This window comes from Streptomyces sp. DF42 (assembly GCF_058267695.1).
Genome location: NZ_CM177859.1, coordinates 3,529,333 through 3,555,514, shown reverse-complemented (window position 1 = coordinate 3,555,514; position 26,182 = coordinate 3,529,333). Strand labels below are relative to the sequence as shown.

The window sequence follows — 26,182 nt, the reverse complement described above, 5'->3', positions numbered from 1 at the left end:
TCAGGCTGAGCTCCCCCTTCCGACAGACGCCGGGAACTCTTGTTCCGTTCCAGGAGTCGGTCAGGAAGGGACAATGTGTGCAGGGGATCACGAACGGGTGGAGCGGATGGAACGCACGAATCCGGATGAAGCGGGTGGCGGCGACGTGGTTCAGCATTCCCGGCCGGGCGGATCGGGTAACCGCACCGCCCCCGCGGCGGCCGCACGCACGATGACGACGTTCAGCGCCGCCGACGAGGAGAAGCAGCGCGGAGTGCGCCGCATGAAGCTCACGGCGACCGGGCTGCTGGTGTTCGTGGCGCTGGTGTACGTCCTCGCCAAGTGGGCGGACAACTCCGGTGCCGGAGCCTGGGCGTCCTATGTCGCGGCCGCCGCCGAGGCCGGCATGGTCGGCGCGCTCGCCGACTGGTTCGCCGTCACGGCACTCTTCCGCCGTCCCATGGGCCTGCCGATCCCGCACACCGCGATCATCCCGACCAAGAAGGACCAGCTGGGGGTGTCGCTGGGCGAGTTCGTCGGCGAGAACTTCCTCTCGGAGGACGTCGTACGACAGCGGCTGCGCGCCGTCGGCATCGGCAGTCGGCTCGGGGCATGGCTGGCGGATCCCGAGCACGCGGACCGGGTGACGGCCGAGCTGTCGGCCGCGCTGCGGGGCGCCCTCACCGTGCTGCGCGACTCCGACGTGCAGGCGGTCGTCGGCGAGGCCATCACCCGTCGCGCCGACGCCCAGGAGATCGCGCCCGGCATCGGGAAGATGCTGGACAAGATCGTCGCGGACGGCGGCCACAGACGGGTCGTCGACCTGATCGTCACGCGGGCGCACGACTGGCTCGTGTGGCACGACGCGGAGATCATGGACGCGGTGCAGGGCGGCGCCCCCGGCTGGACCCCGCGGTTCGTCGACAAGAAGGTCGGCGAGCGCGTCTACAAGGAACTCCTGCGCTTCGTCACCGAGATGCGCGACATGCCCTCCCACCCGGCCCGCGGCGCCCTCGACCGCTTCCTCACCGACTTCGCCTCCGACCTGCAGTCCGACACGGACACCCGGGCGCGGGTGGAGCGCCTCAAGGGCGAGGTACTGGGCCGCGGCGAGGTCCAGGACCTGATCGCCTCCGCCTGGACCGCCGTACGATCCATGATCGTCTCGGCGGCGGAGGACGAACGCAGCGAGCTGCGGCTGCGTGTGCGGGCCTCGCTGCTGTCGCTGGGGGCGCGGATGGCGGTCGAACCCAAGCTGCAGGCGAAGGTCGACGGCTGGGTGGAGGGCGCGGCGGTGTACGTGGTCACCACCTACCGCAAGGAGATCACCTCCCTGATCACGGACACGGTGGCCGGCTGGGACGCCGAACACACCACCCGCAAGATCGAGGCCCACATCGGCCGCGACCTGCAGTTCATCCGGATCAACGGCACGGTGGTGGGCTCGCTGGCGGGGTTGTTGATCTATACGGTGACGCGGGTGCTGGGGGCGTAGCGGGCGGGGGCTTTGGGGTGCACCTTTCGGCCCCGGCCGCCCATTCCAGCCCGTCCGGCGTTTGAGGACGAGGCCCCTCAGGGCCGAAGCGGGGGTCTGGGGGCGGCAGCCCCCAGCAAGGCCCACACCAACCCCGGCCGCCCTGGACCCGCGCGTAAAGCGGCAGCGCCAGGGCACCCGCCCCGGGTTCACTCGACGAGGAGGGAGCCCATGTCCAGCGCCACACCCGGTGCCAAGCCCACTGCTGAGCCCAGCGGCAGCGCCACCGCCGCCACCGGCCGCACCATCACCTCCCGCATCCCCGCCCGCCTGGACCGCCTCCCGTGGTCGCGCTGGCACTGGACCATCGTGATCGGCCTCGGCACGGTGTGGATCCTCGACGGCCTGGAGGTCACGGTCGTCGGCAACATCGCGGGCCGCCTGTCCGAGCCCGGCAGCGGACTGCCGATCACCTCAGGTCAGATCACCGGCCTCGCGGCCGCGCTCTACGTGGCCGGCGCCTGTGTCGGCGCCCTCTTCTGGGGCCGCCTGACCGACCGCTTCGGCCGGAAGAAACTCTTCATGATCACGCTGGTCGTCTACCTGGCGGCCACCGCGCTGACCGCCGTCTCCTTCTCGACCTGGTGGTTCTTCGCCTTCCGCTTCCTGACCGGCTTCGGCATCGGCGGCGAGTACGCGGCCATCAACTCCGCGATCGACGAGCTGATCCCGGCGAAGTACCGCGGCCGCGTCGACCTCGCCATCAACGGCAGCTTCTGGGTGGGCGCGGTCTTCGGCTCACTGCTGTCGATCGTCGCGCTCAACGAGGCGATCCTGCCCAAGAACGTGGGCTGGCGACTGACGTTCGCCCTCGGCGCCGTACTCGCCCTGGTGATCCTTCTCGTACGACGCCACGTCCCGGAGAGCCCACGCTGGCTGCTGATCCACGGCAGGGAGCAGGAGGCGGAACGGATCGTCTCCTCCATCGAGCAGAAGGTCGAGTCGGAGTCGGGGGAACGGCTCGGCAGGCCCGAGTCCGAGATCACCATCCACCAGCGCAAGAGCATCGGCTTCCTGGAGATCGCCCGTACGGTCTTCTCGACCTACCGCAAGCGGTCGATCCTCGGCTTCTCCCTCTTCATCGGACAGGCCTTCCTCTACAACGCGATCACCTTCGGCTTCGGCGCGATCCTGACCACGTTCTTCGACGTCCCGACGGGCAACACGGGTTACTACTTCGCGGTCGTCGCGGTGGGCAACTTCTGCGGCCCGCTCCTGCTGGGCAAGCTCTTCGACACGGTGGGCCGCCGGGTGATGATCTCGTCGACGTACCTGCTGTCGGGGCTGCTCCTGTTCGGTACGGCCTGGCTGTTCGACCGCGGCTCGCTGAACGCGACGACGATGACGGCCTGTTGGTGCGCGGTCCTGTTCTTCGCGTCCGCGGGCGCGTCCAGCGCCTACCTGACGGTCTCCGAGGTCTTCCCGATGGAGACGCGCGCCATGTCCATCGCCTTCTTCTACGCTCTCGGCACCGCGGCCGGCGGCATCAGCGGCCCGCTGCTGTTCGCCGACCTCACCGGAACCGGCAAGGTCGGCGACACGGTCCTCGCCTTCCAGATCGGCGCGGGCCTGATGTGCGCGGCCGGCCTGGTGGCGGCATTCCTGGCGGTACGGGCGGAACGACGCTCCCTGGAGGACATCGCGAAGCCGCTCACGGCAGCGGCCTCGGCGGTGGGCGAGAAGGCGCGGTCGGCGAAGGAGGGCCGGGAGCGGTCGCGGCCGGCTACGGCGTAGACGTGGCCTGCGGGGCCCCTGCCTGCTGCCGGCCTGTGGGGCCCCTGCCCGCTGTTACCGCCGCTCCTACTGGGCGCCGTCGCGCCGGACCTGGTCGCGGCGCCGCAAGAAGAGCAGCCCACCGGCGACGGCGGTGACTCCAGCGGCGGCGGTCCACCCGATGGCGTCCCCGGAGCCGGTCGCGGCGAGGTCGCCCCCGGCGGGGGAGGCGGAGGCCGAGGCGGTGGCCGCCGTCTGGGGCCGCGGGTCGGAGGCGGCGCCCGGGGCCGGGGCCGAAGCTGCGGGCTTCGGCGCGGCCTTGGTGTCCGCCGCCTTGTCCCGCGTGAACGCCAGCGTCCCGAAGCCGAGCTGGTCGAACCCGCCGCTGTTGGGCCCGTAGTCCCCGCCGCCGCCCTCGGGCGCGGCCTTGGCGGCGATCTGCGTGAGGTAGGTGGCGGACAGCCCGCGCCGCTTGGTGTAGTGGTTGGCGACCATGGCCCAGACCGGCCGCATCTGCGCCGGGTCGGCGGGGGCGACGGCGGTGGGGTGCTGGATCCCCGGCCGCTGGTCCGAGAGGGCGTAGGGCGTGTACTGCATGCGTCCGCCCAGGCTCCACTTGGCCACGTACTGAGCGGCCTTGAGGAAACGGTTGTCGTCGTAGCCGTACAGGTCGATGCCCTGGTTCCAGGCCATCTCGCAGACGGTGCTCATCAGGCCGATGCCCATCAGGGAGTGCCCCTGGTCGCGCCCGGCCTCCATCCATTCGGCGAGCCCGTCGTCGTGCACGACCGGGATGGCGTGCTTGATCGAGCCCATTCCGTCGCCGTGCTTGAAGTACTCGACGGCCTGCTCGACCTTGGCCTGGTCGTCGCAGAAGATGCCGGTGGCCAGCGCGCAGGCCATGTTGCACAGGTCCCAGTTGGGCCAGTAGTGGGGGGCGGGGGTGCCGTTGTGCCTGACGAGGAAGTCCTCGCTCGCCGAGTAGAAGACGTCGACCAGCATCTTCTGGAATCTCTCGAGTTGGAAGTCCTTGTGGTCGCGGACGAGTTCGGCCGCGTTGGCGGCCTGGTACCCGTAAATCCCGGCGGCCAGCCACCGGTCGGCGCTGCCGAAGACCTTCGTCAGCTTCGCCGACCAGGCGTTGAGGATCGCGACGGCGGTGTCGGCGTGGGCGCTGTCGCCACTGACGTGGTAGCGCAGGGCGTTCTGGTACGCGGCGTGGATGTCGTTGTAGAGGGCCGCGTAGTTCTGCTGCCACGTGCTGGGTGGGCGCAGTTCCGTGCCCCGGTACACGATGGCCTGCGGATTGGGCGTCCAGTCGCTCTGCGAATGCCGGTTGGCGGTCAGCTTCGCGTACCCGGCGGTGTAGGGGGAGGCGCCGGCCTTCACCTTGGCGGCCATCCGGGCCAGGTCGGCGCTGGTGTGGAGAAGCCCGGGATGTGCGTAGGACGTACCGGCGGCTGCTGCGGGGGCTGAGCCGACGGCCGCCCCGATCCCGACGGCTCCGGCGGCGGCACCGGTGGCCTTGAGCATGGTGCGGCGGCTGATCTGTCGTGTCACATGCATGCCACGGAGACGGTCTGGGGTGGGTCCGATAACGAAAACTGGACGGGCCCGTGGTGAACTCCGGTGCAGTACCGCGCCCCGAAAGGGGCGCGGGGCCGTGCCGAAGTGCGGCTCCGCCGCGTGCGCGCGACCAGCCGCGACCGGCCTCGACCAGTCACGACGGCGCCCTGACACCGCAGCCGACAGACGGACCATCGCGGCACAACCGGCGGAGCCTACGCGTGCCGGTCGGCGACCGCCCAGGAAGCCAGCGCCACCGCTCCGGCCACCCCGAACACGGCGGGCCAGGCACCCACCTTCTTGGCCAGCGGATGCGACGCCCCGAAGGCGGCGACATACGCGGCCGTCAGCGCCCCGGCCGCCTTCCCGCCGGCCCGCTGCCGCCACTGCGTCGCCGCCGTGGCCCCCGCGACGGCCAGCACGACCCCGCCCAGCTGCCGCTTCTTCGTCCAGCGGGCCACGCCGTACCCACCGACGAGCCCGCCCGCGGCGACCACCGCACTGGGAACCTTGGCCATGCCTGCCTCCTACCGCTTTGACTGATGTGCCCCGAGGCTAACGCTCACGGCGACGGTCGCCCCGAACCTGAGCCGAGGAGTGTCAAGTCTGGTGGGCCAGGTGGGCCAGGTGAGCCACGTGGGCGAATGGGGCGATCTGCCCGCCCCAACGCATCCTGGCCGACGGACCGTGTGGTGTCGTTCGACGCCCGGGATCACGGCGAGAGTTCATTCCCGCCACGCGACGTGCCGACGGCCTCACGGGTAGCGCCACTGCTTCTCGGCTCAGGCCAGCGGAATCTCCTGCACTCCGGCACTGCCGGGGCGGTAGTCGCTGTGGCGCCCCCAGTCCGGCCGTACCCGGACGTAGACGATGTCCGGCCACACGGCCCGTTCCGGCCCGGTCGGGATCTGGTCGTAGTACGCGGCCACGGCCGGGTCGTCCCTGGGGATCTCGGCTGCGGTGCCTTCGAGTTGGACGGTCTGCTCGTCATCCCAGTCGACCCCGACGACCAGGGCGACGCGCGGCTGCCGACTGAGGTTGGCGAACTTACGGGAGCCCCGTGTCGTATCGAAGACGAGGTCGCCCGCGTCGGTGGCCGCGACCCCGACCACCGCGGCCTGCGGATGCCCCTCGGCGGAGAGGGTGGCCAGGACGGCGAGCCGGCGGGCGCGGACGTACTGGATAAGGGCATTTCGGTCCATTAGTCCAAAGTAACGGCACCGGGCGGCCCGCTAACGGACGCGGTCGCCTTCTCCTACGTGTTGCTCCAGTACGCCAGGGCCTTGTTGACCAGCTCCTTGGCGGCGTCGCCGTAGTGGGCTACCTCGCTGATGGCGTCGAATGCCCGGTGATGAAGAGCGAGTTCGGCAGGGTCGGTGATGTCCACGCTGGAGGAGACGAGCTCGTAGTGGGCTCGGCCTCCGTCGTACAGGCTGAAGCCGGGTTTCGGAACCATGCTCATTTCGGCGGTGGCGGGCACGATTCCCAGGCGAAGGGAGGGAAGGTCGATATCGCGCAGCAGTCGTTCCAACTGCTCGCTCATCACCTTCGGTCCCCCGACGTTTGCGTACATGGCTTGTTCGCCGAGGATCACGTCGTAGTGGTGCTCGCCGTCGTACAGGACCTGTTGGCGTTCCATCCGCTTCGCCACCCCCGCGGGTACGTCGTCCGGGACGCCGAGAAACGCGACGACTCGACTGAGGATCACGGTCGCGTACGCCTCGGTCTGAAGCGTGCCCCAGATCATGTCGGGGACGTACGACTTGCCGTAACGGGTCTGTTGGTACCAGCGGATGACCTCGTCCTGAATGTCTTCCGTACCGGTGGACAGCCGCTGTTGCCACGGGATCGAGCTCGTCATTGAGTTCCTCTGCTGGTTGTCCGGTCGTCTGGTCCTCGGCGGACCCTTGGAGCTCCAGTTACCGTACTGGGCAGGGCAGTTCGGGCTTCGAGCGATTTGGAGAGCAGGTCACCACCGCGAGCGACAGATACGAGGGTCGTTCGAGGTAGTAACCGAGTGAAACGTCAGCTCCTGAATGCAGCCTCGCTGCAGCGGAGTTGACCAGCGAGGCCAGACGGGCGACGTCACCGTCCGCCGCTGCCGCGAAACGGAACGCGTACTCGGCCAAGGCCTCGGCGAGCCAGGCCGCAGCTTCTTTGGCCTCGTGCCATGTACCGCGAACCAGAGCACGCGGTTTGACGAGCCAGTACGCCGTTTCCAGCGGTGGAAGGTCCGCGGTGGGGAACCCTGCCTCCACTTCGCGATAGCGCTGGACCGCTTCCGGCTTGCCCCCGGCCGGGGGAGGTTCAGGGTGTGGAGGGCGCCGCAGCGCTTCATTGTCGAAGCGTTCTTTCGGACCTGCCCATAGATATCCGTGATGGTGCACCAGTCGTCCCCATCTGGTGTCGAAGATCGAGGGGAAACCGGTCCCGGTTCCTTCTGGGAAACGGGACCGGTTGGGAAGGGGAGGGTTGGTCAGACAGGCAGACCGAACCTCGCCGGGTCAATGCCGGCCGAGTCCAACTCCTCCGTGGTGAACCGGAGCGGCTCCACGTCCGGTCGCTTGCTGTCGCCCAAAGCCCAGGCATCGTCGCCGATACGGGCCAGGGTCACGCACCCTTCCGTGCAGGGCCCCCCACATGGCTTCACGAAGGAGGTTCCATCGATGTCCAGCCCGTACAGATCGCTTCCGTCCAGCATTTACGGCACCTTTCTGTTCAACTGTCGCGGCCAGTGCCGACCGCCGCCGCCCCGTGCAGGGCGGGAGTCCATGGGGGTGGTGAAGCCAGCTCCTCTGTGACTGAAGGGCACCTGGCGTTACGTACAGCGCGGGCACTTGCACGGAGGCCACTCCGTGGTGACCAGGGGAGCCAGATCATCCGTAGTGAAGATGGCCCGCTCAGGTCCCCAGCTCCGCCCGGCATCACGAGAGACGCGCAAGGTCATCAACGGACGCTCGGCAAAGAGGTGGGGTTCCTTTCCCCTGCTCACGACGAGTGAACCTCTGCCTGGTGTCGACGCAGATCCACATTCGCGTCGGATACAGCGCTGTAGTCGCCTCCGGAGCGCGCATTTCTGCGTCGGACACAAATGCCGAGACAGGTGCTACAAGCGGGCACTGCTCTTGGCTCCACTGGACGTTCCGTGAGGCCGTATTCCTGAGGCTTCTGCGGGCTCGTCATTAATCCTCCCCGGCTTCATTGTGAATCTATGATCCACCGGAGATGCGCAGGGGTCGAGCAATATTCCTGTTACGGACTAAAGATCACCTACAGGCATTTGCCCACTGGAGCAGCAAAGTTCTTGCCTCATCGCCGAAGCAAGCCTGCTGCTCGAAAGAAGAGAACACGGCAAGATACTCCGAGACATCGCGAGAATCCCCAAAGACCATACGGCCAGTGAAGTTCTCGACGGTAGCCAGCCGATTGTCGTAAACCGTGAACGTGTTCATCGGTCCGCGTGGTATTACCACTCCCATTGGAATGACGCCGATGCATAGATTTGGCAGATGGGACAGTGACACCAGGCGATCGATCTGCAAGGACATGGCTGGCGTCGGAACGATCGGCCACCGCACCGCCTGTTCCGTTAGGACGAAGGTGAAGGTCTTTGACATGTCGTAAAGAACAGCCTGGCGCTCCAGCTTGCGTGCCACCGTCTTTGACGAGTCGCCCGGTGTGTGAGCCAGGCTGGCCCGAACATAGTCAGGCGTGGCCAGCAAACCCGTAATCATGGCAGGGAGAAAATACCTCAGCTCTGTTGCTTCGCTCTCCAGAGAGGCAAGTTCTGTCTGCCGTTTCTCCATACCGCGGCGCCAGGATGAGCGTTTGTCCTGCCACTCGGTATTCGCGACGCGCGCGAGAGCAGTAACTTCCGCCGCTATGCCGGCTGGAGCGTTGACCGCTCGAAGGATGCGTTCGACATCCACGAGCTTCGGAGTCTTCTTGCCTGTCTCAAACTTACTGATCTGACTCTGCGACATGTTGCAACGCCCGGCGAGCCGGTCCCCTGTGAGGCCGGCTCGCCTTCGCAACTCGCGGAGCGTTTGTGCGAGGTCAGTTCTCGACTGCCCCAGCTGCTCAGGTTCGAACGTCACCGAATTCTCTCACGTACTCGGAGAACGGCACCGAGCGAGCTATTGCAATACGTTTCCACTCCGAGTACGGGGCAATATCGCCCGTGAACATCTCTCGATTGATCTGCGTCCCGTCCGGTCGATAGTTCAGTTGCACAACGCGCATCTCATCGAAGATCCACCAGTCGGTTTCCGACAAAGGAAGTCCGTAGTCCTCCTGCGTGACATCCAGGATCCGGATATCCTCGCCAGCCGCAATGTTTGCGGGGATTCCCCATGCGAACTGGTATCGCTGGTAGTCCGTCAATGGCTGCCGCACGGCCCGCACGCGCCCGATCGTGCGACCCGACGCCACGTATCCGCGTACCCGCTCATGCCAGCGTGCATTGTGGTGATCGGGCTTCGGCTCACCGTGAAGAAAGCGGGCGACGTTCTCAGCTTCTCTGGGCATGGTGTACGTGGGCTGGGTTTCGAATCGCCACGCGTCACGTTCGTACGCGTCAAACGTCCTCCGCCACTCGTCACCATCCAAGAGCACGTACGGCCTCCTTGAGTACCGACTCAGGGATCTCCACCAGGGCCTCACCCTCCGGAGTCCGGAAGGCGCTCGTCACGTTCCCCTGGACCACGATGGAGCCGGTTGCCGTGCGGTAGACGTTCGGGCAATCGTCGTCATCGCAGTTGGGCCCGTTGACAGTCCCAGTGAGTCGAGTCAGATCCTCGCGCGCCATGGCGCCCCCTTCTGAACCGCCTCGTCTGGACGGTCTTGCGATGACGCTACGGAGAGCATCGTTCCTCGTCCACGCGGAATCCGAAATATTCCCGAGCTGGCATAAATGATCTCGCGAACTGCCGCCAGGGCGCGAGACTAGCTCCGTTGGCACGGGCTGGAACCCAGCTGTGCCGGATCACGGTGGAGCGTGTGGACCGAGGCGATGGGCCAGTGGGCGGGTGCGCAACGAGTCGCGTTCGAGGCCGTGTTGAAGGCCATCGTTTGCTCGGCAGGGTCGGTCATACGGTTGCTTGGCGTGCGTGTGTACGGCTGGCAGAGCGTCGAGGCGTGCAGGGACCCGCGCTTTATGGGCCCTTCGGGGCTCATGGAGGCTTCGTTGAAGTCGTCGATCCCGACCGGGGAGTGGGGAAGCCGGTAGCGGCCGTGCGCGCCTTGCTGTACCTGGGGAACTCGAGTTCTCCAGGCACGGGCGTCGATTGGTCCAGATTTGACACTGCCAGAGACGAGATGGTGCAGGCGCAGGCCATCTTCCTCCAGCGAGCTGGTGAGATCGTTCGTGATCCGCGTCAGCCGGTCAGCTTGCGGCCTGCTGCCGGCATAGGGGCAGCGTCGCTATAAAATCCTTCCATGCAGCAGTGCTCAACATGAGTTCCGGCCCCGATGTGACTTTGGAGTCTCGTACCGTGACTGCCCCGGCGAGCGCGGCTACTTCCAGGCACTCGCCCCCCATGCCGTTGCTATAGCTGCTCTTGTGCCACTGGACGCTGGATGACGGCATCATCGGGAGTGCTCCTCCAGGAGTCTCGAGATCAGCAAGGTCGAGCGCTGAGGGCTCAGTGCCAAGGCCCTGAGGTGGTCGAATGCCTTTGTGTAGAGGGCTACGTCCTTGGGCTCTTCGAGGTACACCGAATCGGTAAGCCCCTCTCGGTAGACCAAGTCTGGGTCCTCCTGCTCTGGGAAGCCGAGGATCGTGTACGACCCTGTGGTGGGATAGGCGCCCGCATCGAACGGCAGGACCTGAACGGTTACGTTCTTCAACTTGCCGATTTCCAGCATACGTTCGAGTTGACGGATCAGGACCTGACGGCTGCCGACCGCATGCTGCAGCGCACTCTGGTGGACAACGGCCCACAGGTCGGGTGCGCTCTCGCAGGTGAGTAGCTCCTGGCGACGCATTCGGACGTCGACCATGCGCTGAATGTCCTCGGGGGTGTGGTCGACCCATGCGCGGCACTGCTCGGCTGCGTATTCATCCGTTTGAAGCAAGCCTGGGATGAACTCCGCTTGGTAGCTACGCAAGTTGGAAGCCGCCTGCTCAAGGCCGACATACACAGAGAACCAGGTGGGGATGGCATCGCCGTGGGCGTGCCACCACCCCTTCGTCTTGGATTCCTTGGCCAGCGACTTCAGGAGATCACGTAGCTCTTGGGGTGTCCCGTAGAAGCGGCATAGGGCGTCGATGTCTGAGGGTTGGACGCGCCCCTGCCCCGTCTCCATGCGGTTGACCTTGGAACTGCTCCAGTCCAGCTCCTTGCCCACGTGGCTACAGGTGAGGCCGCTCTCTTCACGTAGTCGCTTGAGCTCGATGGCCAGTCGGCGGCGCCGAGCTGTAGGGGATCCGGCCATGTCAACTCCTCATTGATTAGCGGAAGTTCCATCCCATCGGAAGGGATGCAAAAGGCCAATCACCCTAACGAGGGAATCTCTTTGTGCACGTTGCATGAAGGGATAGTCACTGCAACTCTGTCACTGGGAGTCATCGCAGCATGCACAGTGCGCAACGATGCGCGTGAAAGGTGGTCGAAGATGATCTATGTAAGTGGTTGCGTCGGACGCGAGCCCTGGCTGCACACGTTCCTTGCCCATCCGAATGAAGTCACTCAGTTGAGGCGTATGTTGAGGCTTCGGCTCATCCTGTTGGGCGTGCCCGATCACGTGGACGCAGCGCAGATCTGCGTATCAGAGCTGGTGACCAACGTCATTCGACATGTCGGTGAGGGCACACCCGCGACGCTGCGCATGGCGCTTCGTAAGTCGTATCTACGCTTGGAAGTTGAGGATCCTGATACTCGGGCGCTGCCTACCTTGCTTGCTGCCAGCACTGCTCAGGAGTCGGGGCGGGGGATGGCGCTCGTCGATGCGGTGACGGACCACCGGTGGGGCGTGATTCTTCGCGGCGACTCCAAGGTCGTGTGGTGTGAACTCGCTGTTGATACCCCAGCCGCCAGCAGGCAGAGAAACGTCCCCCGCGTCACGCGAGCGGAGGCGATCCTTGATCTGTATGGATCCCGGTCACTCCCGCACGTCAGGGCCATTGACGGGGGCGGCAGTCTGCTGAGCACGGTAGCGGCAGAAGAGGCTGCCATCGGGGTCATGGCCGACGTCCTGCATTGGCTGCTTGCTCACGGCTATGACCCCGATGACGTACTCGACCGAGCCCAGACTCGGTTTGAGGCTGAGATGGGTGAGGTCGTGTGAAGGCCTTCAGGTTTGCTATCCCGCGACGATGGCCGCGTACGACCACACGTCGGCAGGCAGCTCATGATGCAGCTGCCAGATGATGGCCATGGGCTTGCTGCCTTCGTGCCGGACATAGGTTGCAGGCCCAAGTAGCATCCACGGTTGGGCTTTTCCGATGTCGGTGTCCTTGTAGCGACGCATGAACAGCAGCACATGGCTGCCGCGTTGGGCGTGCTGTTGATAGCGCAGACCGGTGGGCGAAGTATCTGCGGTCGTGCTCTGTGACTCCCAGTGGAAGAGAGAAGGGCTCAACGCATAGTCCTTGTACCGGACAGTGGGGGAGAAGTCTTTCTCGTTCTTCTCAAGAGTGATCAGCAGTGCGTCCGTCTGGTTCGGCTCGTCCCACAGGACGCCCTGCGCGAACGAGCCAGGCATCTGCCCGCCGAGGCGAGCGACGCCAAGTGCGGCCAGGATCTCCGAGCGGTTGTACGCGCTGTGGACCTTCAATGGGAGGTGCGCGTGCGGGCCATCCAGGGAAACAGGGAAGTGGTCAGCCTGGCCCATTACGTGGTCGAGTACCTGCCGCAGTTCGCTACGGAAGGCTCGCTGGTCGCGGAGTGATTCAAGACCTTGCGAGTAGGAGCCAAAACCACCTGCCTTGTCCCAGAGATTGAAGAAGAGCATGCGCGCATACGTTTTGTCTCTCGGGCTCAGAGCCTCGTACTCAGGTGCGTCGTCGCTCAGTAGGCGGGTGTAGGCCTTAGCGCGCTCAAGGTCGTCGACGTGCAAGAACGCGTGCGCGCGTTTCAGCAGCTCCTCCTCACCTGCCTGCTCAGGTTGGACGCTCAGGCCAGCGCGTCGCAGGACGGACGTCCATGAGTTGCTCGACTTGTACAACTCCTTGATCTCGCGGCGGCTCTCCATGAGGTAGTCGGCGAGAGCCGAGGTATTGAAGACCCTGACTTCCTTGGCGAGGGACTGGACGGTTGCCTTGATCTGTGTGCGGATGTTGTCCAGCACGAGGTCCTTGGACTTGCCCTCCAGGATGATCTGGCACCCGGAGGGCAACTGGGGAAAGTCTCGCTCGATGCTGTGGACCAGGCGGTTGCGCGAGAGATTGGTCAGGGACCGGAACTGCTCCTCGAACCGGAACTCTGCCCGGTGTTGGCCGATGAAGTCGAGCACCGTCAGCACCGGCTTGTTTGGTGTGCGCCGCAGCCCGCGTCCCAGCTGTTGGAGGAAGACGGTGGCGCTGTTCGTAGGTCGTAGAAGCAACAGGGTGTCGACGTCCGGGATGTCCAAGCCCTCGTTGAACAGGTCGACAGAGAAGATCACTTGGATCCGGCCGGCCTTGAGATCGTCAAGTGTGCGCTCGCGCACCTCGGGCGACGAATCGCTGTCCAGAGCCGCGGTCTGGAGGCCCGCCTCACGGAAGCACTCGGCCATGAAGTGTGCGTGCGCCTTGGTGACGCAGAAGCCAAGCGCGCGCATGGCGGCGGGGTCGGAGATCTTGTCCTTGACTTGCTTGATCACGATGCGAGCCCGCGCGTGGTCGGCGGTGAGCAGATTGCCGAGCTGGTCGCGGTCGTAGCTGCCCGATCGCCAATTGAGGTTGGTCAGGTCGGTTCCGTCCGGGATCCCGAAGTAGTGGAAGGGAGACAGCAGGTCGTTCTCCAGGGCCTCCCAGAGCCGGAGTTCGGCGGCGATCCGGCCCTCGAAGAACTCGTCTTGCACATTGATGCCGTCCATCCGCTCCGGGGTTGCGGTGAGACCGAGCAGCTCCTTCGGCTTGAAGTGCGCTATGACCCGCTGATACGTGTTCGCCTTCGCGTGGTGGAACTCGTCGATGACGATGATGTCGAAGTGCTTGGGGTCGAGCTGTTCTAGCCGTTGGAGGTTGAGGGACTGGACGCTGGCGAAGACGTGCGTCCAGTCACGGGGCTCCTGGCCACTGTGGAGCAGCTCGCCGAAGGAGGCGTCGTCGAGTACTTCGCGGTACGTGCGCAGAGACTGCTTGAGGATCTCCTTGCGGTGTGCCACGAAAAGCAATGGCGGCAGACCTCCGCCATGCTTGTCGCGCAGGTTCCGGTAGTCCAGCGCGGCCATCACGGTCTTGCCGGTCCCGGTCGCCGAGACCAGGAGATTCTGGTGGCGGTCACGCATCTCACGCTCGACCTGCAGCCGCTCCAGCATGTCCTTCTGAAAAGGAAGCGGGTGAACTTCGAGGCCGGAGAGACTGATCTTCAGCTCGCCGCCTGCTCCTGTGCCGCCCGCCCGGGCCAGAGCCTCGGCCAGTCGCTCGCCGTCGCGGTCGGGATCGTACGACTCGAACGCCGCGTCGGCCCAGTAGGCGTCGAACGTCGCCTCGAACTTGTCGAGCACCCTGGGGGTGGCGACCGACGACAGCCGCACGTTCCACTCCAGGCCGTCCAGCAGGGCGGCCTTCGAGAGGTTTGAGCTGCCCACGTACGCCGTGTCGAAGCCCGTGTTGCGCCGGAAGAGCCACGCTTTGGCATGGAGCCGCGTGGATCGGAGTTCGTAGTTGACCTTCACTTCGGCGCCAAACTCGCGGACCAGGCGGTCCAGAGCTCGCCGGTCTGTCGCACCGATGTAGGTGGTCGTGATGACTCGGATGGGGACGCCCCGCTCCTTCGCGGCCCGGAGCGAGTCTTCGAGGACCCGTATGCCGTACCACTTCACAAACGCGCACAGCAGGTCGATGCGGTCCGCCGTGGCAAGCTCCGCCCTCAACTCCGCGCCCAGGCTCGGGTCGTCAGGGGCGTTGGTGATCAGCGCGGCTTCGGAGAAGGGAGTGAGGGGGCGAATCGCGTAGACGCCGGGAGCCTCCTGCTCAGCGAGCGCCAGGAGTTGCCGGGGGCCATCGGCGATGGCGCCTACGACCTCATCCAAGTCCGGGTCCGGTGCATGAGTGGCCAGTGACTCCAGGATCTGGTTGGCAACGGTCACCTGCTGGTTCTGCGGCAGTTGACTGAGCCTGCGCCCCACCGCCTCTCCGATGTGGCGTGCCAGCACGTGGGGCGCGGACTCTTCGCTGACTGCCTCGTCGATTGCCTTCCAGCCCGAGGCTTGGAGCCGCTCCATCCGATCGTGCAGGGTCCGCGTGATCAGTTGCTCGTAAACACCCGCCACCGGCTGCGCCCGGTCCCCCGATTCCGCCACGGCCGCTCCCTGATCCCTCGCGATTGATCTCTCACGTCGATATGGATCTGTTCTAACAGCAGTCACTGACAATCGAAGCTCTTCTGCTGAAAGGTGATCGTTTTCGGACAGGCAGGTTTGAGAGAGCTGGCCTGAGCTGCCGCGAGAGCCTTCAGCGCCCTGTGTGGCCCGGGAAAAGGGGGGACCTGGTTGGTGGTGAGGACGATAGCTGAGTTACTGGCCGAGGGAAGCGCGCATCAAGGCCTCGCGTGCACGCCCGGTCGGCTGTGCGGCTCGCTCAGTGGGGACCCTTCGCCTGGTGGCTCCGACTGGTGAGAAGTAGGCCCACGGCGCCGTTACGCGCCGTGGCACTCCCCATACCCCCGCCCCGACCCACACCAGCAAACAGCCCCCCGCTGCGGCGGCCACTCCACCGCCCGCCCCCGCGCCGCCAGCGTCGTCGCATACTGCGGCAGCAGGTCCGCCTCCCCGGGGGAAGTCATCTCCGAGGCGGCGAAGGCCTCGTAAGAAGGCACCGTTCCCGTGACGATTCCAAGGTTCGGCGTCCCGCTCGCCGCCAGCTCCCGCAGGGAGTTCTCTATCGTCGCGAGGTGGTCGTCGTGGGACGGGTATTCGGTGGCCAGGGTTGGGTAGCCCGCGACCAGTTCTGTCAGTTCGTCCTGCGGCCAGTGCAGGACCGCCACCGGGAACGGGCGGGACAGCGCCTCTCGGTACGTGCCCAACTCCGCGCGGAGTCGTGAGATCTCCGCCGCGAGTTCCGCCGGGTTGTCCGAGCCCAGGGACCACACGCGCTTCGGGTCGTGGAGTTCGTCCAGGGAGACCGGGGACGAGTGCAGGAGGTCCGCCACCGTGTCCCACTCGTCGTGGGCGAGCCCCAGCATCCGCCTCACCCGATGCCGGCCGAACAACAGCGGATGCGTCGAGTACGGGGGCTCGTCCACGTCCGTGAGGAGGACGCGGGCTCCCTCGGTGAACGTCTCCTGGGCCGCCTCCAGCTCGTCGTGCGACTCCAGTGACTCCGCCACGATCACCCAGGGAGCCGGGTCCCGTGGGGCCGCGGCGCGGACGCCGTCGATGATCGCGCGGGCCTCGGCCTCGTGGCCGTACTCCCACAGGTTCGAGGCCTTGAGGGCTCGTACCAGATAGGGGTCCTCCAGGTCGGTCCGGGAGGAGAGCAGGTGGTCGTAGAGCGCGGTCGCGGCGGGGCGGTCGCCGGACAGTTCCAGGTGGGCCGCGGCCTGCAGGAGCAGGGCTTCGGCGTCCTCGGGATACCGGTCGGCGGTCCGTTCCAGGCGTGCCGCTTCGGCGGTGTGGTCGACGTTCTCGGCGGGCGTGTCGGGGCGCATGGACGACACCGTACTGCCGATGGCTGACTGAGGCGGAGACAAGGGGTGAGATATGCGCAGGTCCGACGGTCCCGTCACCGTGGCGTCGCCCGGTCTTGGGGCGTCGGTCGGGCGGAGCTGTGTGCTGAGTGCGTCGTGGCTGTCAGGCGCGTCAGGGCGATTCACTGTGGCGTCGCCCGGTCTTGGGGGGTGGGTCGCGCGGAGCCGCGTGCCGCGCAGGTCATCACTGTCAGGCCCGTCAGGACTATTCACCGCGGCGTCGCCCGGTCCCCCGGCGTCGGTCGGGCGGAACCGCGTGCCGCGTACGCCATCACCGCCAGGCCCGTCAGGACGATGCCAGCGCCGACGTAGAGGGGAGAGGTGTAGCCGAGCCCGGTGCTGATCGCGAGGCCGCCCAGCCAGGCTCCGAGCGCGTTGCCGATGTTGGAGGCGGAGACGTTGGCGCTTGCGGCGAGGGGGACTCCGCCGGCCTCGTCCGTCACGCGGGTGATCATGCCCGGGACGGCGGCGAAGCCGAACAGGCCGAGGAGGAGGATCAGGATCACGGAGGCGGCGGCGCTGTCCGCGAGTAGGCCGAAGAGCGTGAGTGTGGCGGCCAGGCCCGTCAGGGAGACGACCAGGGTGAGGTCGCGGTTGCGGTCGGCTCCGCGTCCGCCCGCCAGGTTGCCGGCGACCAGACCCGTGCCGTAGACGACGAGCAGCCAGGCCACATCGGTGTCGGAGAAGCCCGTGACCCGGGTGAGGGTGTAGGCGATGTAGCTGAACGCGCCGAACATTCCGCCGTAGCCGAGGGCGGTCGCCGTGAGTGTCAGCCACACCTGGGCGGAGCGGAAGGCGTGCAGTTGGGCGCGGAGGTCGCTCCTGGACGCCGCCGGGGTCGTGCCCGCCCAGGACGGCACCAGTACGGCGATGGCGATCAGCGCGGCCAGCCCGATCGCCGTGATCGCCCAGAACGTGGCGCGCCAGCCCCAGCGTTCGCCGACGAGGGCGCCGAAGGGAACGCCCAGCACGTTCGCCACGGTCAGGCCGGCGAACATCATCGCGACCGCCCGCGAGGCCCGTTCCGGAGGTACCAGGCGGCGGGCCACCAGCGAGCCGATGCCGAAGAAGGAGCCGTGGCACAGGGCGGCCACGATCCGGCCGAGGAGCATCACCTCGTAGCCGGGAGCGACGGCGGACAGCAGGTTGCCCGCGACGAACAGGGCCACCAGGCCGAGGAGGACGGCCTTGCGGTGCAGGCCGGCGGTGGCGGCGGTGAGCGCGATCGCGCCGACCGCCACCGCCAGCGCGTACCCGGAGATCAGGCGGCCCGCCGCGGCCTCGGACACGTGCAGACCGCGGCCCACCTGGGGAAGGAGCCCGGCGATCACGAACTCGGTCAGCCCGATTCCGAAACCGCCGAGCGCGAGCGCACCCAGGGCGAGTCCGGGACCGGGGCCGGCTCCGGGGGCCGAGAGGTGTCCGGGCCTCGGGCCGCGGGCGGCTCCCGGGCCGGTCACGGTCGGCGGCTCCAGCTAGATCACCACCCCGTCGATCTGCAGTGTCTGCACCGCCTTCGCCGCGAAGGGGACGGCGACGGTCTTCCCGCTCAGGTGCGTGTCCGAGTACGACCTGTACCTGTCGCCGCCCGTCGTCACCGTGTTCCAGCGGGGCACGAGGCCGCCCGAACCGCCGCTCACCGTAGTGAAGTTGGAGAGGTTGAAGGTCAGGGTCTGGGCCGACGAGGACGTGTTCGCGGCCACGATCACCAGGCGCCTGGCGCTCGCGTCGTAGGCCGCCACCGCGTTGTCCGCGCCCGTGTCGAGGATCTTCATGCCCGGCCGGATGTGGCGGCTGAACTGTGCCATCACGTAGTACTTCGTCTGGACCGCGCCCGCCTGGAGGGTGTTGGCGTCGTACGCGATCATCGCCCAGTTCGAGGACGGGTCCATCACCTGCCAGTAGACCCAGGCGGTGGGGTGGAGCCAGCGGAAGTCGGAGAGCAGGTTGCTCGCCAGTGTGAGGCCCGTGCCGTCGTTGTCGCCCGTCTCCGAGTTCCACAGGGCCTTGCCGGCCGTCGTCACCACGTCCGTGTAGAGGAGGTCCCGGCGGCCGCCCGAGCCCTGGTAGCCATGGACGTTGACCCGGTTCACGTACCCCTTCGTCGTCGACGAGAAGGAGTTCCACGTCGTACGGGCCAGGTCGTAGTTCGTCTCGTCCGAGGCCGAGATCCTGGTTCCCGTCAGGCCCCGCTTGTCCAACTCGCTGCGGACGAACGGCAGTACGGCGGACTGGACCGTCGCGTCGATGTGGCAGCCCTCCTGGGTGCCGGTCGCCGTCCACCAGCTGGAGCTGGGCTCGTTGAAGGCCTCGACCGTCGCGAAGTTCACGCCCCAGTTGTTCTTGGCGCGGAGGGCGACCGCGGCGAGGTGGGAGGCATGCTGGCGGTAGTTCCAGGACTGGAGGTTGTTGCCGCCGCCGGAGGCGCCGGAGGGGTTGTGGTTCTGGCACATCCACCACATGGGGGAGTTGGCGAACAACTCGGTGATGGCGCCGCGGTTCGCCGCCTTCACCAGCATCGCGCGCTGCGTCGCGTCCGCCGTCCAGTCCCAGGCCGAGGACGTCGGATCCTCGTTGTTCCAGTCCTGCCAGTAGCCCTCGATCTGCTTGAAGGCGGGGATGTTGGGGGAGGCGACCATCTTCTCGCCGGACACGGTGTTCGAGCTGCACGCGCCCAGGTTGTAGCGGGCGATGTTCAGGCCCAGACCGGGCAGCGAGGTGCCGTTGTACGTCGTCGACTGGGTGGTGAAGAAGATGTCGGCGAAGTCGTCGCGCGCGCCGAACACATTCGCCCACCAGGCCAGGGAGGTGCCCCAGCCCTCCCAAGTGCCGTACGACGTACCGGGGCTGACGCTGATCGTGGCGTCCGCGCGTGCGGTGCCGGTCGCCAGCGCGCTGCCGAGGAGGGTGCCGCCCGCCGCGGTCAGCAGGGTTCTGCGTCGGATCATGGCTTCTCCGCCTTCGATGCGTCGTGGCCCGGCCCGTGCGGCCTCAGGAACGAAGCATCGGGTGTGGCGGGTGGGGTTGTCGAGGGTTGCGTCAGCCCTTTCCCAGCCCTTTCGAAAACCTATGCACGAAGTACCGAACAGCGCTTACGGCTGGTTACTTGCACAGGTGCGACCTATCGTGCGGGCGGTCCGGTGAAGGAGGCGTGGGGATGCGCGTTCCCGTCGTGCAGCACAGCAGCCGGCGCCGGTCGGCCCGTCGGCGGCGAGCGCTGTGGACCGGCGGTGAACTGCTGGTCACCGTAGGCCTCGTACTTCTGCTGCTCGTCGTGCAGCAGTTGTGGTGGACGAACCGCGAGGCGCGGCGTGGGGCCACGCGGAAGGTGGAGGCGCTGGAAAGGGAGTGGGGTGACGAGGCGGCCGGCGAGGGCGGTGGCGACTCCGCTGCGTCCGCCTCCGCCGCGAGCCCGCGACCGCACGACAGCCCCGGCGGCCCTACCGGTACCCGCCAACAGGCCCCCACCGCCCGGCAGTCACACCCCACCTGGTCCCAGGCCTACGGCGTCCTCAGCATCCCCCGCCTCGGCCTCCGGGTCCCCGTCGCCGAAGGCGTCAGCAAGCAGAACGTCCTCAACAAGGGGTACGTCGGCCACTACCGCGGCACCGGGCAGCCCGGCCAGGCGGGCAACTTCGCCCTCGCGGGGCACCGGAACACCCACGGCGAGCCCTTCCGGTACCTCAACCGGCTGCGCGCGAAGGACGTCGTGGAGGTGGAGACCAGGAGCGCGACGTACCTGTACGCCGTCGACAGGACCCTGCCGCAGACCTCGGCTCGCGACTCCGGTGTCGTACGGCCGATTCCGCGCTCCGTCGTCAAGCCGCGCTACGGGTACAGCGAGCCCGGCTACTACATCACGCTGACGACCTGCACTCCCGAGTACACGTCCAGATATCGGCTGGTGGTGTGGGGGAAGCTGGTGTCGATGCGGCCTCGTTGAGACGCGCCTCGTTGGGACGCGCCTCGTTGGGACGCGCCCCGTCGGTCACGCCCGCTCCCGCAGTGCCAGCACCGCCACCGCCGCCAGTGCCGCCAGGCCCGCCGACACCGCCAGTGCGATGTTCGCGCCGTGGCCCGGACCGCTGCCCGAGGACGTGACGATGGCGATCGTCAGGGCGACTCCGGCGCAGGAGCCGATGTAGCGGAAGGTCTGCTGGGCGCCCGAGCCCATGGCCGCGCGGGCCGCGGGTACCGACTCCACCGACAGCAGGGGCAGGGCGGCGTTCAGGAGGCCGCTGCCGATGCCACCCAGGATCAGGCCCGGCAGGAGGCGGTGCCAGGAGCCGGAGTCGATCGCGCCGAGCATCGTCAGGACGGCGGCCGCGTGCAGGGCGAAGCCCACGGCCAGTTGGTGGCGGGGCGGGACGCGGCCCGCCAGCCGCTTGGCCTGGAGGGCGACCGCGAAGGACAGGCCCGACCAGAGCAGGAAAAGCCAGGCGGTGTCCATCGGCGAGAGGCCGAGCCCCTGCTGGAACAGGACCGGCAGGAAGCTGAAGAGGCCGATCACCGCGAGGCCCGTGAACAGGCCTCCGGCGGACGAGGCCAGGAAGCCGGGGCGGCGCAGCAGGCCCAGGTCGATCATGGGAGTCGCCGTTCGGCGTTCCACCAGGACGAACACGCCGACGAGCAGCACGGCCGCCAGGAACAGCAGGCCCACCTCGCCGCGCAGCCAGCCGTCCCGGCCCAGGGTCAGCGCGGCGACCAGGGAGACCAGCGCCAGGCCGAAGGCCAGCGCGCCCAGGATGTCGGGGCGTCCGCCTCTCGGTGAACGGGACTCCGACAACGCCCGCGTCGACAGGGCCGCGACCAGCAGCGCGGCCGCGCCCAGAACGCCGTACGCCATCCGCCAGTTCGGCATCGCGCCCGCCACCAGCGGCCCGGCTGCGATTCCGCCGCTCACGAAGGCGCCCCACACGCCGGTCGCGTGCAGCCGGCCGCGCGGGGTCGGGAACGCGTGCACGATCAGGCCCAGGCTGCTCGCCAGGATCGCCGCGCTCGCCGCGCCCTGCGCGACACGGGCCAGGGTGAACAGCAGGGTCGACGAGGCCAGCGCGCCCAGGGCCGTGGTGATGCCGAGGGTCAGGGTGCCGAGGAGGAAGATCCGGCGGCGGCCGAAGTCGTCGGCCAGGCTGCCGGCGACCAGGAGGACGGCGGCCAGGCCCAGCGGAGTGCCGTTGATGAGCCAGGCCTGCGCGGAGAGCGGGGTGTGCAGGGCCAGGGCGGTGTCGCGCAGGGTGACGACCGGCGCGGTGTACGTCATGAGCGTCACGGCGGTGGCCGCGCTGGTCAGGGCGAGGGTGGCGCGTGGGTGCGGGGGCGCCTGCGCGCGGGATGCCGGCCCGGTGTGCGGCGCGGCGGGCGCGGCCACTTCGGCGTCGGCCTTCGCGACGGCGATGGTGCCGGCCTTGGGATCGGCTTCGGCGTCGACCTCGGGGAGGGTTCGTTCATTGAACCTAGTCATGCCCCGCACCGTAACACGGTCGGTTCGTTCATTGAACCTGTGCCAGGAAAATGGTTACAGTGGGGGCATGGCACTGGGCAAGGACTACGCGACACAGGAGTGCTCCATCGCCCGCGCGCTGGAGATCGTCGGCGAGCGCTGGACGCTGCTCGTCGTGCGCGACGCGCTCTACGGCGTGCGGCGCTACAACGACTTCCTCGTCCATCTCGGCATCCCGCGCGCGGTCCTGGCCGCCCGCCTCCAGACGCTCACCGCGGAGGGGATCCTCGAGAAGCGGCGCTACCAGGAGTCGCCGCCGCGCGACGAGTACGTCATCACCGAGCGCGGCATCGCCCTGTGGCCGACGCTGCGCTCGCTCGGGGTGTGGGGCCGGGAGCACTTCTCCGAGACGCAGCTGCGCTACTTCCGGCACGTCGACTGCGGCACCGAACTCGGGCCGTACGGCGAATGCCCTGCCTGCCGTGCCGTCGTACCCGTCGAGGACGTCCTCGTGGAGCCGGGGCCGGGAGCCGATCCGGACCCGACGAATCCGGTCAGTCGGGCACTGCTCAGGCCCAAGCGACTGCTGGAGCCCATCGAACAGCCGACGGCCGGGCCGGATGCCGTACAGCCGGTGCAGCCGGATGTCGTACAGCCGGATCCTGTATAACCGACAGCAGGGCCAGCATGGTTGAGGACCGGCATGTGCGAGGAGGGGGGAGCAGCAGTCATGATCCGTAACCGGACGTCCCTGCGCCCCGCCGCCGTACTGCTGCTCCTGATCCTTCAGGCCGTGCTGCTCGTCGACAACGGCAGCCTCACCGCCGCCGTCGCGCTCGCCGCGACCGCGGCCGCCGGCTCCGCGCTCGCCCTCTGCTCGGTCATCACCGCGCGCTGCGCACCCGCCGTGCCGCCCACCCGGGTGCGCACGGCCATCCGCGACCGGGCCCGCCGTACGGCCTTCCTGCCGCAACGCGACCCCGACGCCAAGGGGCGCACCCGGCCCCGAGCCCCCGGATCCGCCCTCCCGGCGACCGTCGCGTAGGGCTCACCCGCACACACCTCGGTGACCCCACGCGGGTCGTCATGCCGCCATGTCCCGTACCGGCACGACGAGACCCCCGGAGGGCTCACCCATGTCCGTCTTCTCCGTGTTCGCCGATCTGGTCGAGCACCTTGCCGACCTGCTCCAGCCGTTGTTCGGCGCCACCGCGGCCGCCGCCGCGATCGTGCTGTTCACCGCCTTCGTACGACTGCTCGTCCATCCCCTGTCCCGGGCGTCCGCGCGCGGACAGAAGGCCCGCACCGCCCTGCAGCCGAGGATCACCGAGCTGCGGAAGAAGCACGCGAAGGAACCCGAGAAGCTGCAGAAGGCGGTGCTGGAGCTGCACGCCGAGGAGAAGGTCTCGCCGGTGTCCGGGTGTCTGCCCGGACTGCTGCAGCTGCCCGCCTTCTTCCTCCTCTACCACCTGTTCTCGAACACGACGATCGGCGGCCGGAGCAACGGTCTGCTCGCCCACCAGCTGTTCGCCGCCCCGCTCGCCGGACGGTGGGCCGACGCACTGGGCACCGGCGGGGCCTTCGGGGCGGCGGGGCTGGTCTATCTCGCGCTGTTCGCCCTGGTCGCCGCGGTCGCGACCTTCAACTACCTGCGTACGAAGCGGATGACGGCCACGAACGGTCCGCTTCCCGTGGGCGACGGCGAGCAGCAGGTGCCGGGGCTCGGAGCGGTGAGCAAGGTGATGCCGTTCATGTCCTTCTTCACGCTGTTCACGGTGGCGGTCGTGCCACTGGCCGCCGCGCTGTACGTGGTGACCAGCACGACGTGGAGCGCGGTGGAACGGGCGGTGCTCTACCGCTAGGCACCGAGGCACCGAGGCCCCGGTCGCTTGGCGCCCAAGGTCACGAGGTCGCGAGGTCGCGAGGTTACGGTCCAGTCCGTGAACCGGGTATTGCGGACTGGACTGCGACCTTGGAGGATCGACCAGTCCTCCGATGGCTGCACCCATCGGGCGGGCGCCCGCGATCGAGTGGAGAGTGTGATCATGAAGCTGCTGCGAGTCGGTACGGCGGGAGCGGAGAAGCCTGCGCTGCTGGACGCCGAGGGGGTGCTGCGGGACCTCTCCGGTGTCGTCCCGGACATCGACGGAGCGCTGCTCGCCGACGACGAGGCGCTGGGACGGATCCGGTCCGCGGCCGATGCCGGTGAGCTGCCCGCGCTGGACGCGGCCGGGCTGCGGGTGGGGCCGCCTCTCGCGCGGATCGGCAAGATCGTGTGCATCGGGCTGAACTACCACGACCACGCCCGCGAGACCGGGGCCGAGCCGCCCGCCGAGCCGGTGATCTTCTTCAAGGCCGCGGACACGGTCGTCGGGCCCCACGACACGGTGCTGGTCCCTCGCGGGTCGGTGAAGACCGACTGGGAGGTCGAGCTGGCGGTCGTGATCGGGCGTACGGCCCGGTATGTGGAGTCGGCGCAGGACGCGCTCGGTCACGTCGCCGGGTACGCGGTGGCGCACGACGTGTCCGAGCGCGAGTTCCAGATCGAGCGGGGCGGGACCTGGGACAAGGGGAAGAACTGCGAGACGTTCAACCCGCTGGGGCCGTGGCTCGTGACCGCGGACGAGGTCGCCGACCCGCAGGACCTGGCGCTGAAGCTGTGGGTCAACGGGGAGTTGAAGCAGGACGGGACGACGGCCGAGCAGATCTTCCCGGTGGCCGAAGTGGTGCGGTACGTCAGCCAGTTCATGACCCTGTACCCGGGCGATGTCATCAACACCGGTACGCCGGCGGGGGTCGCGCTGGGAGAGCCCGAGCCGAAGCCGTTCCTGCGGGCCGGGGATGTCGTGGAGCTGGAGATCGAGGGGCTCGGGCGGCAGCGGCAGGAGTTCAAGGACGCGTAGGCGCACCGCTGGGAGAGCCGGGGGACTGCGGTCGTTTGTCGGCTGCGGGCCGTCTGTGGCTTGTCGCGCAGTTCCCCGCGCCCCTGAAACGTGCGCCCCTGAAAGGTGCGCCCCTGAAAGGTGCGCCCGTGAAAGGTGCGCCCGTGAAAGGTGCGCGGTTCCCTGCGCCTTTGAGAGGTGCGCCCGTCAGGGGTGGGCGGTACCCCGCGCCCCTGACGGGTGCGTCCCTGGGGAAGGGGCGTTTTCCTCAGGCCAGTAGGGAAGCCAGCCTGCGCCAGGCCTCCCTCGGAAGGGAATCGCGGTCGGCGCCGTCCACCACCTGGAGGGCCACGTGGTCTGCGCCTGCCTCGAAGAACGTGTCGACGTGGGCGCGGATCCGGGAGTCGTCTCCCCACGCGAACACCGCGTCCACCAGGCGGTCGCTGCCTCCCTCCGCCAGGTCCTCCTCGGTGAAGCCGTGGCGGAGGAAGTTGTTGGTGTAGTTGGGGAGGGCCAGGTACATGGCCAGACAGTCGCGGGCCAGGGTGCGGGCCCGGGTCGGGTCCGTTTCCAGGACGACCTTCAACTCCGGGGCCAGGAGCGGGGTCTCGCCCAGGATCTCGCGGGCGTGGGCCGTGTGTTCGGGGGTGACCAGGTACGGGACCGAGCCGGCCGCGCGGTCGCGGGCCAGCTCCAGGGTCTTCGGGCCGAGGGCGGCGAGGACGCGGCGGTCGGCGGGGACACCGGCCCCGTCCAGGGCGTCGAGATAGACGGCCAAGGCCGAGTACGGGCGCCGGTACTGATCCGCGAACTTGGCGTGGCTGACGCCCAGGCCCAGGACGAAACGGCCGGGGTGGGCCGCCTCCAGCTCGGCGAAGGCCGCCGCGCTCTCGGTGGCCTCGTACTGCCAGATGGACTGGATGCTGGTGCCGACGGTGAGCTGCGAGGTCGCCGCGACGAGCGGTGCGGCGTGGTGGGCGGCGCTGCTGCCACCCAGCCAGGCCGTGCCGTACCCGAGTTGCTCCAACTCCGCTGCGGCGTCGGCCAGTTCGGAGCGCCGGGACGGGTCCTCCGAGCGCAGACCCACACTCCAGACGCCGTACCGGCCGACGGTTGCCTTCAAGGTGTCACTCACGGGTTCGGTCCCTCCGGTCGGTGCGCTGGACATCGGTGCCAACCGGAGGGCGCCTCGCGATAATCCCGGTGATCCCTGTAATCCCCGTAGTCCCGA

At 67.9% G+C, this 26,182-nt stretch carries 25 protein-coding genes and 1 pseudogene; 8 read left to right on the top strand and 18 right to left on the bottom strand.

Annotated features, from left to right (window positions below):
* Positions 1 to 73 precede the first annotated feature (73 nt).
* Together ACYUED_RS16135 and ACYUED_RS16130 are read left to right on the top strand one after the other, a co-directional pair.
* Entirely contained in the window at positions 74 to 1,474 is a 1,401-nt protein-coding gene (locus ACYUED_RS16135; RefSeq protein WP_491292981.1) for a DUF445 domain-containing protein, read from the top strand.
* A gap of 210 nt (positions 1,475 to 1,684) precedes the next feature.
* A complete protein-coding gene (locus ACYUED_RS16130; RefSeq protein ID WP_491292980.1) occupies positions 1,685 to 3,247 on the top strand; it encodes an MFS transporter in 1,563 nt (520 codons plus the stop codon).
* Between the two features lie 66 nt (positions 3,248 to 3,313).
* On the opposite strand, the gene ACYUED_RS16125 is transcribed toward ACYUED_RS16130, so the two are convergent.
* The 11 genes from ACYUED_RS16125 to ACYUED_RS16075 form a co-directional block, all read right to left on the bottom strand.
* A complete protein-coding gene (locus tag ACYUED_RS16125) occupies positions 3,314 to 4,792 on the bottom strand; it encodes an alginate lyase family protein (protein WP_491292978.1) in 1,479 nt (492 codons plus the stop codon).
* Between the two features lie 215 nt (positions 4,793 to 5,007).
* The gene (locus ACYUED_RS16120; protein ID WP_491292977.1) at positions 5,008 to 5,310 is read right to left on the bottom strand and encodes a hypothetical protein; all 303 of its coding nucleotides are present in this window, start codon (positions 5,308 to 5,310) and stop codon (positions 5,008 to 5,010) included.
* 264 nt (positions 5,311 to 5,574) lie between these two features.
* A complete protein-coding gene (locus ACYUED_RS16115) occupies positions 5,575 to 5,994 on the bottom strand; it encodes a pyridoxamine 5'-phosphate oxidase family protein (protein ID WP_491292976.1) in 420 nt (139 codons plus the stop codon).
* Positions 5,995 to 6,047: 53 nt separating this feature from the next.
* Entirely contained in the window at positions 6,048 to 6,653 is a 606-nt protein-coding gene (locus tag ACYUED_RS16110) for a DUF5753 domain-containing protein (RefSeq protein ID WP_491292975.1), read from the bottom strand.
* A gap of 58 nt (positions 6,654 to 6,711) precedes the next feature.
* Entirely contained in the window at positions 6,712 to 7,179 is a 468-nt protein-coding gene (locus ACYUED_RS16105) for a hypothetical protein (protein WP_491292974.1), read from the bottom strand.
* 89 nt (positions 7,180 to 7,268) lie between these two features.
* Positions 7,269 to 7,493 (bottom strand): DUF397 domain-containing protein, encoded by a 225-nt coding sequence (locus ACYUED_RS16100; RefSeq protein WP_491292973.1) that lies wholly within the window; start codon positions 7,491 to 7,493, stop codon positions 7,269 to 7,271.
* 565 nt (positions 7,494 to 8,058) lie between these two features.
* Complete coding sequence (locus tag ACYUED_RS16095; protein ID WP_491292972.1) at positions 8,059 to 8,889, bottom strand: helix-turn-helix domain-containing protein; 831 nt, start codon at positions 8,887 to 8,889, stop codon at positions 8,059 to 8,061.
* Positions 8,873 to 9,406, bottom strand: coding sequence for a DUF6879 family protein (locus ACYUED_RS16090; RefSeq protein WP_491292971.1), 534 nt, complete (start codon positions 9,404 to 9,406; stop codon positions 8,873 to 8,875). Before ACYUED_RS16090 ends, ACYUED_RS16095 begins: the two co-directional genes overlap by 17 nt.
* Positions 9,390 to 9,599 carry a hypothetical protein gene (locus ACYUED_RS16085; RefSeq protein ID WP_491292970.1) on the bottom strand — a complete coding sequence of 70 codons (210 nt, stop codon included), beginning with the start codon at positions 9,597 to 9,599 and terminating at the stop codon, positions 9,390 to 9,392. Before ACYUED_RS16085 ends, ACYUED_RS16090 begins: the two co-directional genes overlap by 17 nt.
* Before the next feature lie 576 nt (positions 9,600 to 10,175).
* Complete coding sequence (locus ACYUED_RS16080) at positions 10,176 to 10,379, bottom strand: DUF397 domain-containing protein (RefSeq protein ID WP_491294282.1); 204 nt, start codon at positions 10,377 to 10,379, stop codon at positions 10,176 to 10,178.
* Positions 10,379 to 11,227: a helix-turn-helix domain-containing protein gene (locus ACYUED_RS16075; RefSeq protein WP_491292969.1), complete on the bottom strand. Its 849-nt coding sequence runs from the start codon at positions 11,225 to 11,227 to the stop codon at positions 10,379 to 10,381. Before ACYUED_RS16075 ends, ACYUED_RS16080 begins: the two co-directional genes overlap by 1 nt.
* Before the next feature lie 180 nt (positions 11,228 to 11,407).
* Between ACYUED_RS16075 and ACYUED_RS16070 the strand changes: the two genes are divergently transcribed.
* Positions 11,408 to 12,079 carry an ATP-binding protein gene (locus ACYUED_RS16070; protein ID WP_491292968.1) on the top strand — a complete coding sequence of 224 codons (672 nt, stop codon included), beginning with the start codon at positions 11,408 to 11,410 and terminating at the stop codon, positions 12,077 to 12,079.
* Between the two features lie 15 nt (positions 12,080 to 12,094).
* Here the strand turns inward: ACYUED_RS16070 and ACYUED_RS16065 are convergent, their stop codons facing one another.
* The 4 genes from ACYUED_RS16065 to ACYUED_RS16050 form a co-directional block, all read right to left on the bottom strand.
* Positions 12,095 to 15,163, bottom strand: a complete 3,069-nt coding sequence (locus ACYUED_RS16065; RefSeq protein WP_491294281.1) for a DEAD/DEAH box helicase — start codon at positions 15,161 to 15,163, stop codon at positions 12,095 to 12,097.
* 413 nt (positions 15,164 to 15,576) lie between these two features.
* Positions 15,577 to 16,587: an SEC-C metal-binding domain-containing protein gene (locus ACYUED_RS16060; RefSeq protein WP_491292967.1), complete on the bottom strand. Its 1,011-nt coding sequence runs from the start codon at positions 16,585 to 16,587 to the stop codon at positions 15,577 to 15,579.
* A 248-nt stretch (positions 16,588 to 16,835) separates the two neighbouring features.
* Positions 16,836 to 18,005 carry an MFS transporter gene (locus ACYUED_RS16055; RefSeq protein ID WP_491294279.1) on the bottom strand — a complete coding sequence of 390 codons (1,170 nt, stop codon included), beginning with the start codon at positions 18,003 to 18,005 and terminating at the stop codon, positions 16,836 to 16,838.
* A 96-nt stretch (positions 18,006 to 18,101) separates the two neighbouring features.
* Positions 18,102 to 19,574 carry a glycoside hydrolase gene (locus tag ACYUED_RS16050; RefSeq protein ID WP_491292966.1) on the bottom strand — a complete coding sequence of 491 codons (1,473 nt, stop codon included), beginning with the start codon at positions 19,572 to 19,574 and terminating at the stop codon, positions 18,102 to 18,104.
* A 209-nt stretch (positions 19,575 to 19,783) separates the two neighbouring features.
* Between ACYUED_RS16050 and ACYUED_RS16045 the strand changes: the two genes are divergently transcribed.
* The gene (locus tag ACYUED_RS16045; RefSeq protein ID WP_491292965.1) at positions 19,784 to 20,569 is read left to right on the top strand and encodes a class E sortase; all 786 of its coding nucleotides are present in this window, start codon (positions 19,784 to 19,786) and stop codon (positions 20,567 to 20,569) included.
* A 45-nt stretch (positions 20,570 to 20,614) separates the two neighbouring features.
* On the opposite strand, the gene ACYUED_RS16040 is transcribed toward ACYUED_RS16045, so the two are convergent.
* Positions 20,615 to 22,090, bottom strand: coding sequence for an MFS transporter (locus ACYUED_RS16040; protein WP_491292964.1), 1,476 nt, complete (start codon positions 22,088 to 22,090; stop codon positions 20,615 to 20,617).
* Between the two features lie 67 nt (positions 22,091 to 22,157).
* Here ACYUED_RS16040 and ACYUED_RS16035 point away from each other — a divergent pair, with 67 nt between their 5' ends.
* From ACYUED_RS16035 to ACYUED_RS16020, 4 genes are all read left to right on the top strand, one after another.
* Positions 22,158 to 22,739, top strand: coding sequence for a winged helix-turn-helix transcriptional regulator (locus ACYUED_RS16035; protein ID WP_491292963.1), 582 nt, complete (start codon positions 22,158 to 22,160; stop codon positions 22,737 to 22,739).
* A gap of 60 nt (positions 22,740 to 22,799) precedes the next feature.
* The gene (locus ACYUED_RS16030; RefSeq protein ID WP_491292962.1) at positions 22,800 to 23,114 is read left to right on the top strand and encodes a DUF6412 domain-containing protein; all 315 of its coding nucleotides are present in this window, start codon (positions 22,800 to 22,802) and stop codon (positions 23,112 to 23,114) included.
* 91 nt (positions 23,115 to 23,205) lie between these two features.
* Positions 23,206 to 23,931: a YidC/Oxa1 family membrane protein insertase gene (locus ACYUED_RS16025; protein ID WP_491292961.1), complete on the top strand. Its 726-nt coding sequence runs from the start codon at positions 23,206 to 23,208 to the stop codon at positions 23,929 to 23,931.
* A 183-nt stretch (positions 23,932 to 24,114) separates the two neighbouring features.
* Positions 24,115 to 24,972, top strand: coding sequence for a fumarylacetoacetate hydrolase family protein (locus ACYUED_RS16020; protein WP_491292960.1), 858 nt, complete (start codon positions 24,115 to 24,117; stop codon positions 24,970 to 24,972).
* A 90-nt stretch (positions 24,973 to 25,062) separates the two neighbouring features.
* Here the strand turns inward: ACYUED_RS16020 and ACYUED_RS16015 are convergent.
* Positions 25,063 to 25,116: pseudogene (locus ACYUED_RS16015) on the bottom strand (pentapeptide repeat-containing protein); the annotation flags it as partial.
* A 103-nt stretch (positions 25,117 to 25,219) separates the two neighbouring features.
* Positions 25,220 to 26,119 carry an LLM class F420-dependent oxidoreductase gene (locus tag ACYUED_RS16010; RefSeq protein WP_491292959.1) on the bottom strand — a complete coding sequence of 300 codons (900 nt, stop codon included), beginning with the start codon at positions 26,117 to 26,119 and terminating at the stop codon, positions 25,220 to 25,222.
* Positions 26,120 to 26,182: the final 63 nt, after the last annotated feature.

Bases quoted from the DNA above. Each gene is read 5' to 3' on its own strand.
- ACYUED_RS16135 (WP_491292981.1), top strand. From the start codon at position 74: ATGTGTGCAGGGGATCACGAACGGGTGGAGCGGATGGAACGCACGAAT.
- ACYUED_RS16130 (WP_491292980.1), top strand. From the start codon at position 1,685: ATGTCCAGCGCCACACCCGGTGCCAAGCCCACTGCTGAGCCCAGCGGC.
- ACYUED_RS16125 (WP_491292978.1), bottom strand. From the start codon at position 4,792: ATGCATGTGACACGACAGATCAGCCGCCGCACCATGCTCAAGGCCACC.
- ACYUED_RS16120 (WP_491292977.1), bottom strand. From the start codon at position 5,310: ATGGCCAAGGTTCCCAGTGCGGTGGTCGCCGCGGGCGGGCTCGTCGGT.
- ACYUED_RS16115 (WP_491292976.1), bottom strand. From the start codon at position 5,994: ATGGACCGAAATGCCCTTATCCAGTACGTCCGCGCCCGCCGGCTCGCC.
- ACYUED_RS16110 (WP_491292975.1), bottom strand. From the start codon at position 6,653: ATGACGAGCTCGATCCCGTGGCAACAGCGGCTGTCCACCGGTACGGAA.
- ACYUED_RS16100 (WP_491292973.1), bottom strand. From the start codon at position 7,493: ATGCTGGACGGAAGCGATCTGTACGGGCTGGACATCGATGGAACCTCC.
- ACYUED_RS16085 (WP_491292970.1), bottom strand. From the start codon at position 9,599: ATGGCGCGCGAGGATCTGACTCGACTCACTGGGACTGTCAACGGGCCC.
- ACYUED_RS16080 (WP_491294282.1), bottom strand. From the start codon at position 10,379: ATGCCGTCATCCAGCGTCCAGTGGCACAAGAGCAGCTATAGCAACGGC.
- ACYUED_RS16075 (WP_491292969.1), bottom strand. From the start codon at position 11,227: ATGGCCGGATCCCCTACAGCTCGGCGCCGCCGACTGGCCATCGAGCTC.
- ACYUED_RS16070 (WP_491292968.1), top strand. From the start codon at position 11,408: ATGATCTATGTAAGTGGTTGCGTCGGACGCGAGCCCTGGCTGCACACG.
- ACYUED_RS16065 (WP_491294281.1), bottom strand. From the start codon at position 15,163: ATGGAGCGGCTCCAAGCCTCGGGCTGGAAGGCAATCGACGAGGCAGTC.
- ACYUED_RS16060 (WP_491292967.1), bottom strand. From the start codon at position 16,587: ATGCGCCCCGACACGCCCGCCGAGAACGTCGACCACACCGCCGAAGCG.
- ACYUED_RS16050 (WP_491292966.1), bottom strand. From the start codon at position 19,574: ATGATCCGACGCAGAACCCTGCTGACCGCGGCGGGCGGCACCCTCCTC.
- ACYUED_RS16045 (WP_491292965.1), top strand. From the start codon at position 19,784: ATGCGCGTTCCCGTCGTGCAGCACAGCAGCCGGCGCCGGTCGGCCCGT.
- ACYUED_RS16040 (WP_491292964.1), bottom strand. From the start codon at position 22,090: ATGACTAGGTTCAATGAACGAACCCTCCCCGAGGTCGACGCCGAAGCC.
- ACYUED_RS16035 (WP_491292963.1), top strand. From the start codon at position 22,158: ATGGCACTGGGCAAGGACTACGCGACACAGGAGTGCTCCATCGCCCGC.
- ACYUED_RS16030 (WP_491292962.1), top strand. From the start codon at position 22,800: ATGATCCGTAACCGGACGTCCCTGCGCCCCGCCGCCGTACTGCTGCTC.
- ACYUED_RS16025 (WP_491292961.1), top strand. From the start codon at position 23,206: ATGTCCGTCTTCTCCGTGTTCGCCGATCTGGTCGAGCACCTTGCCGAC.
- ACYUED_RS16020 (WP_491292960.1), top strand. From the start codon at position 24,115: ATGAAGCTGCTGCGAGTCGGTACGGCGGGAGCGGAGAAGCCTGCGCTG.
- ACYUED_RS16010 (WP_491292959.1), bottom strand. From the start codon at position 26,119: ATGTCCAGCGCACCGACCGGAGGGACCGAACCCGTGAGTGACACCTTG.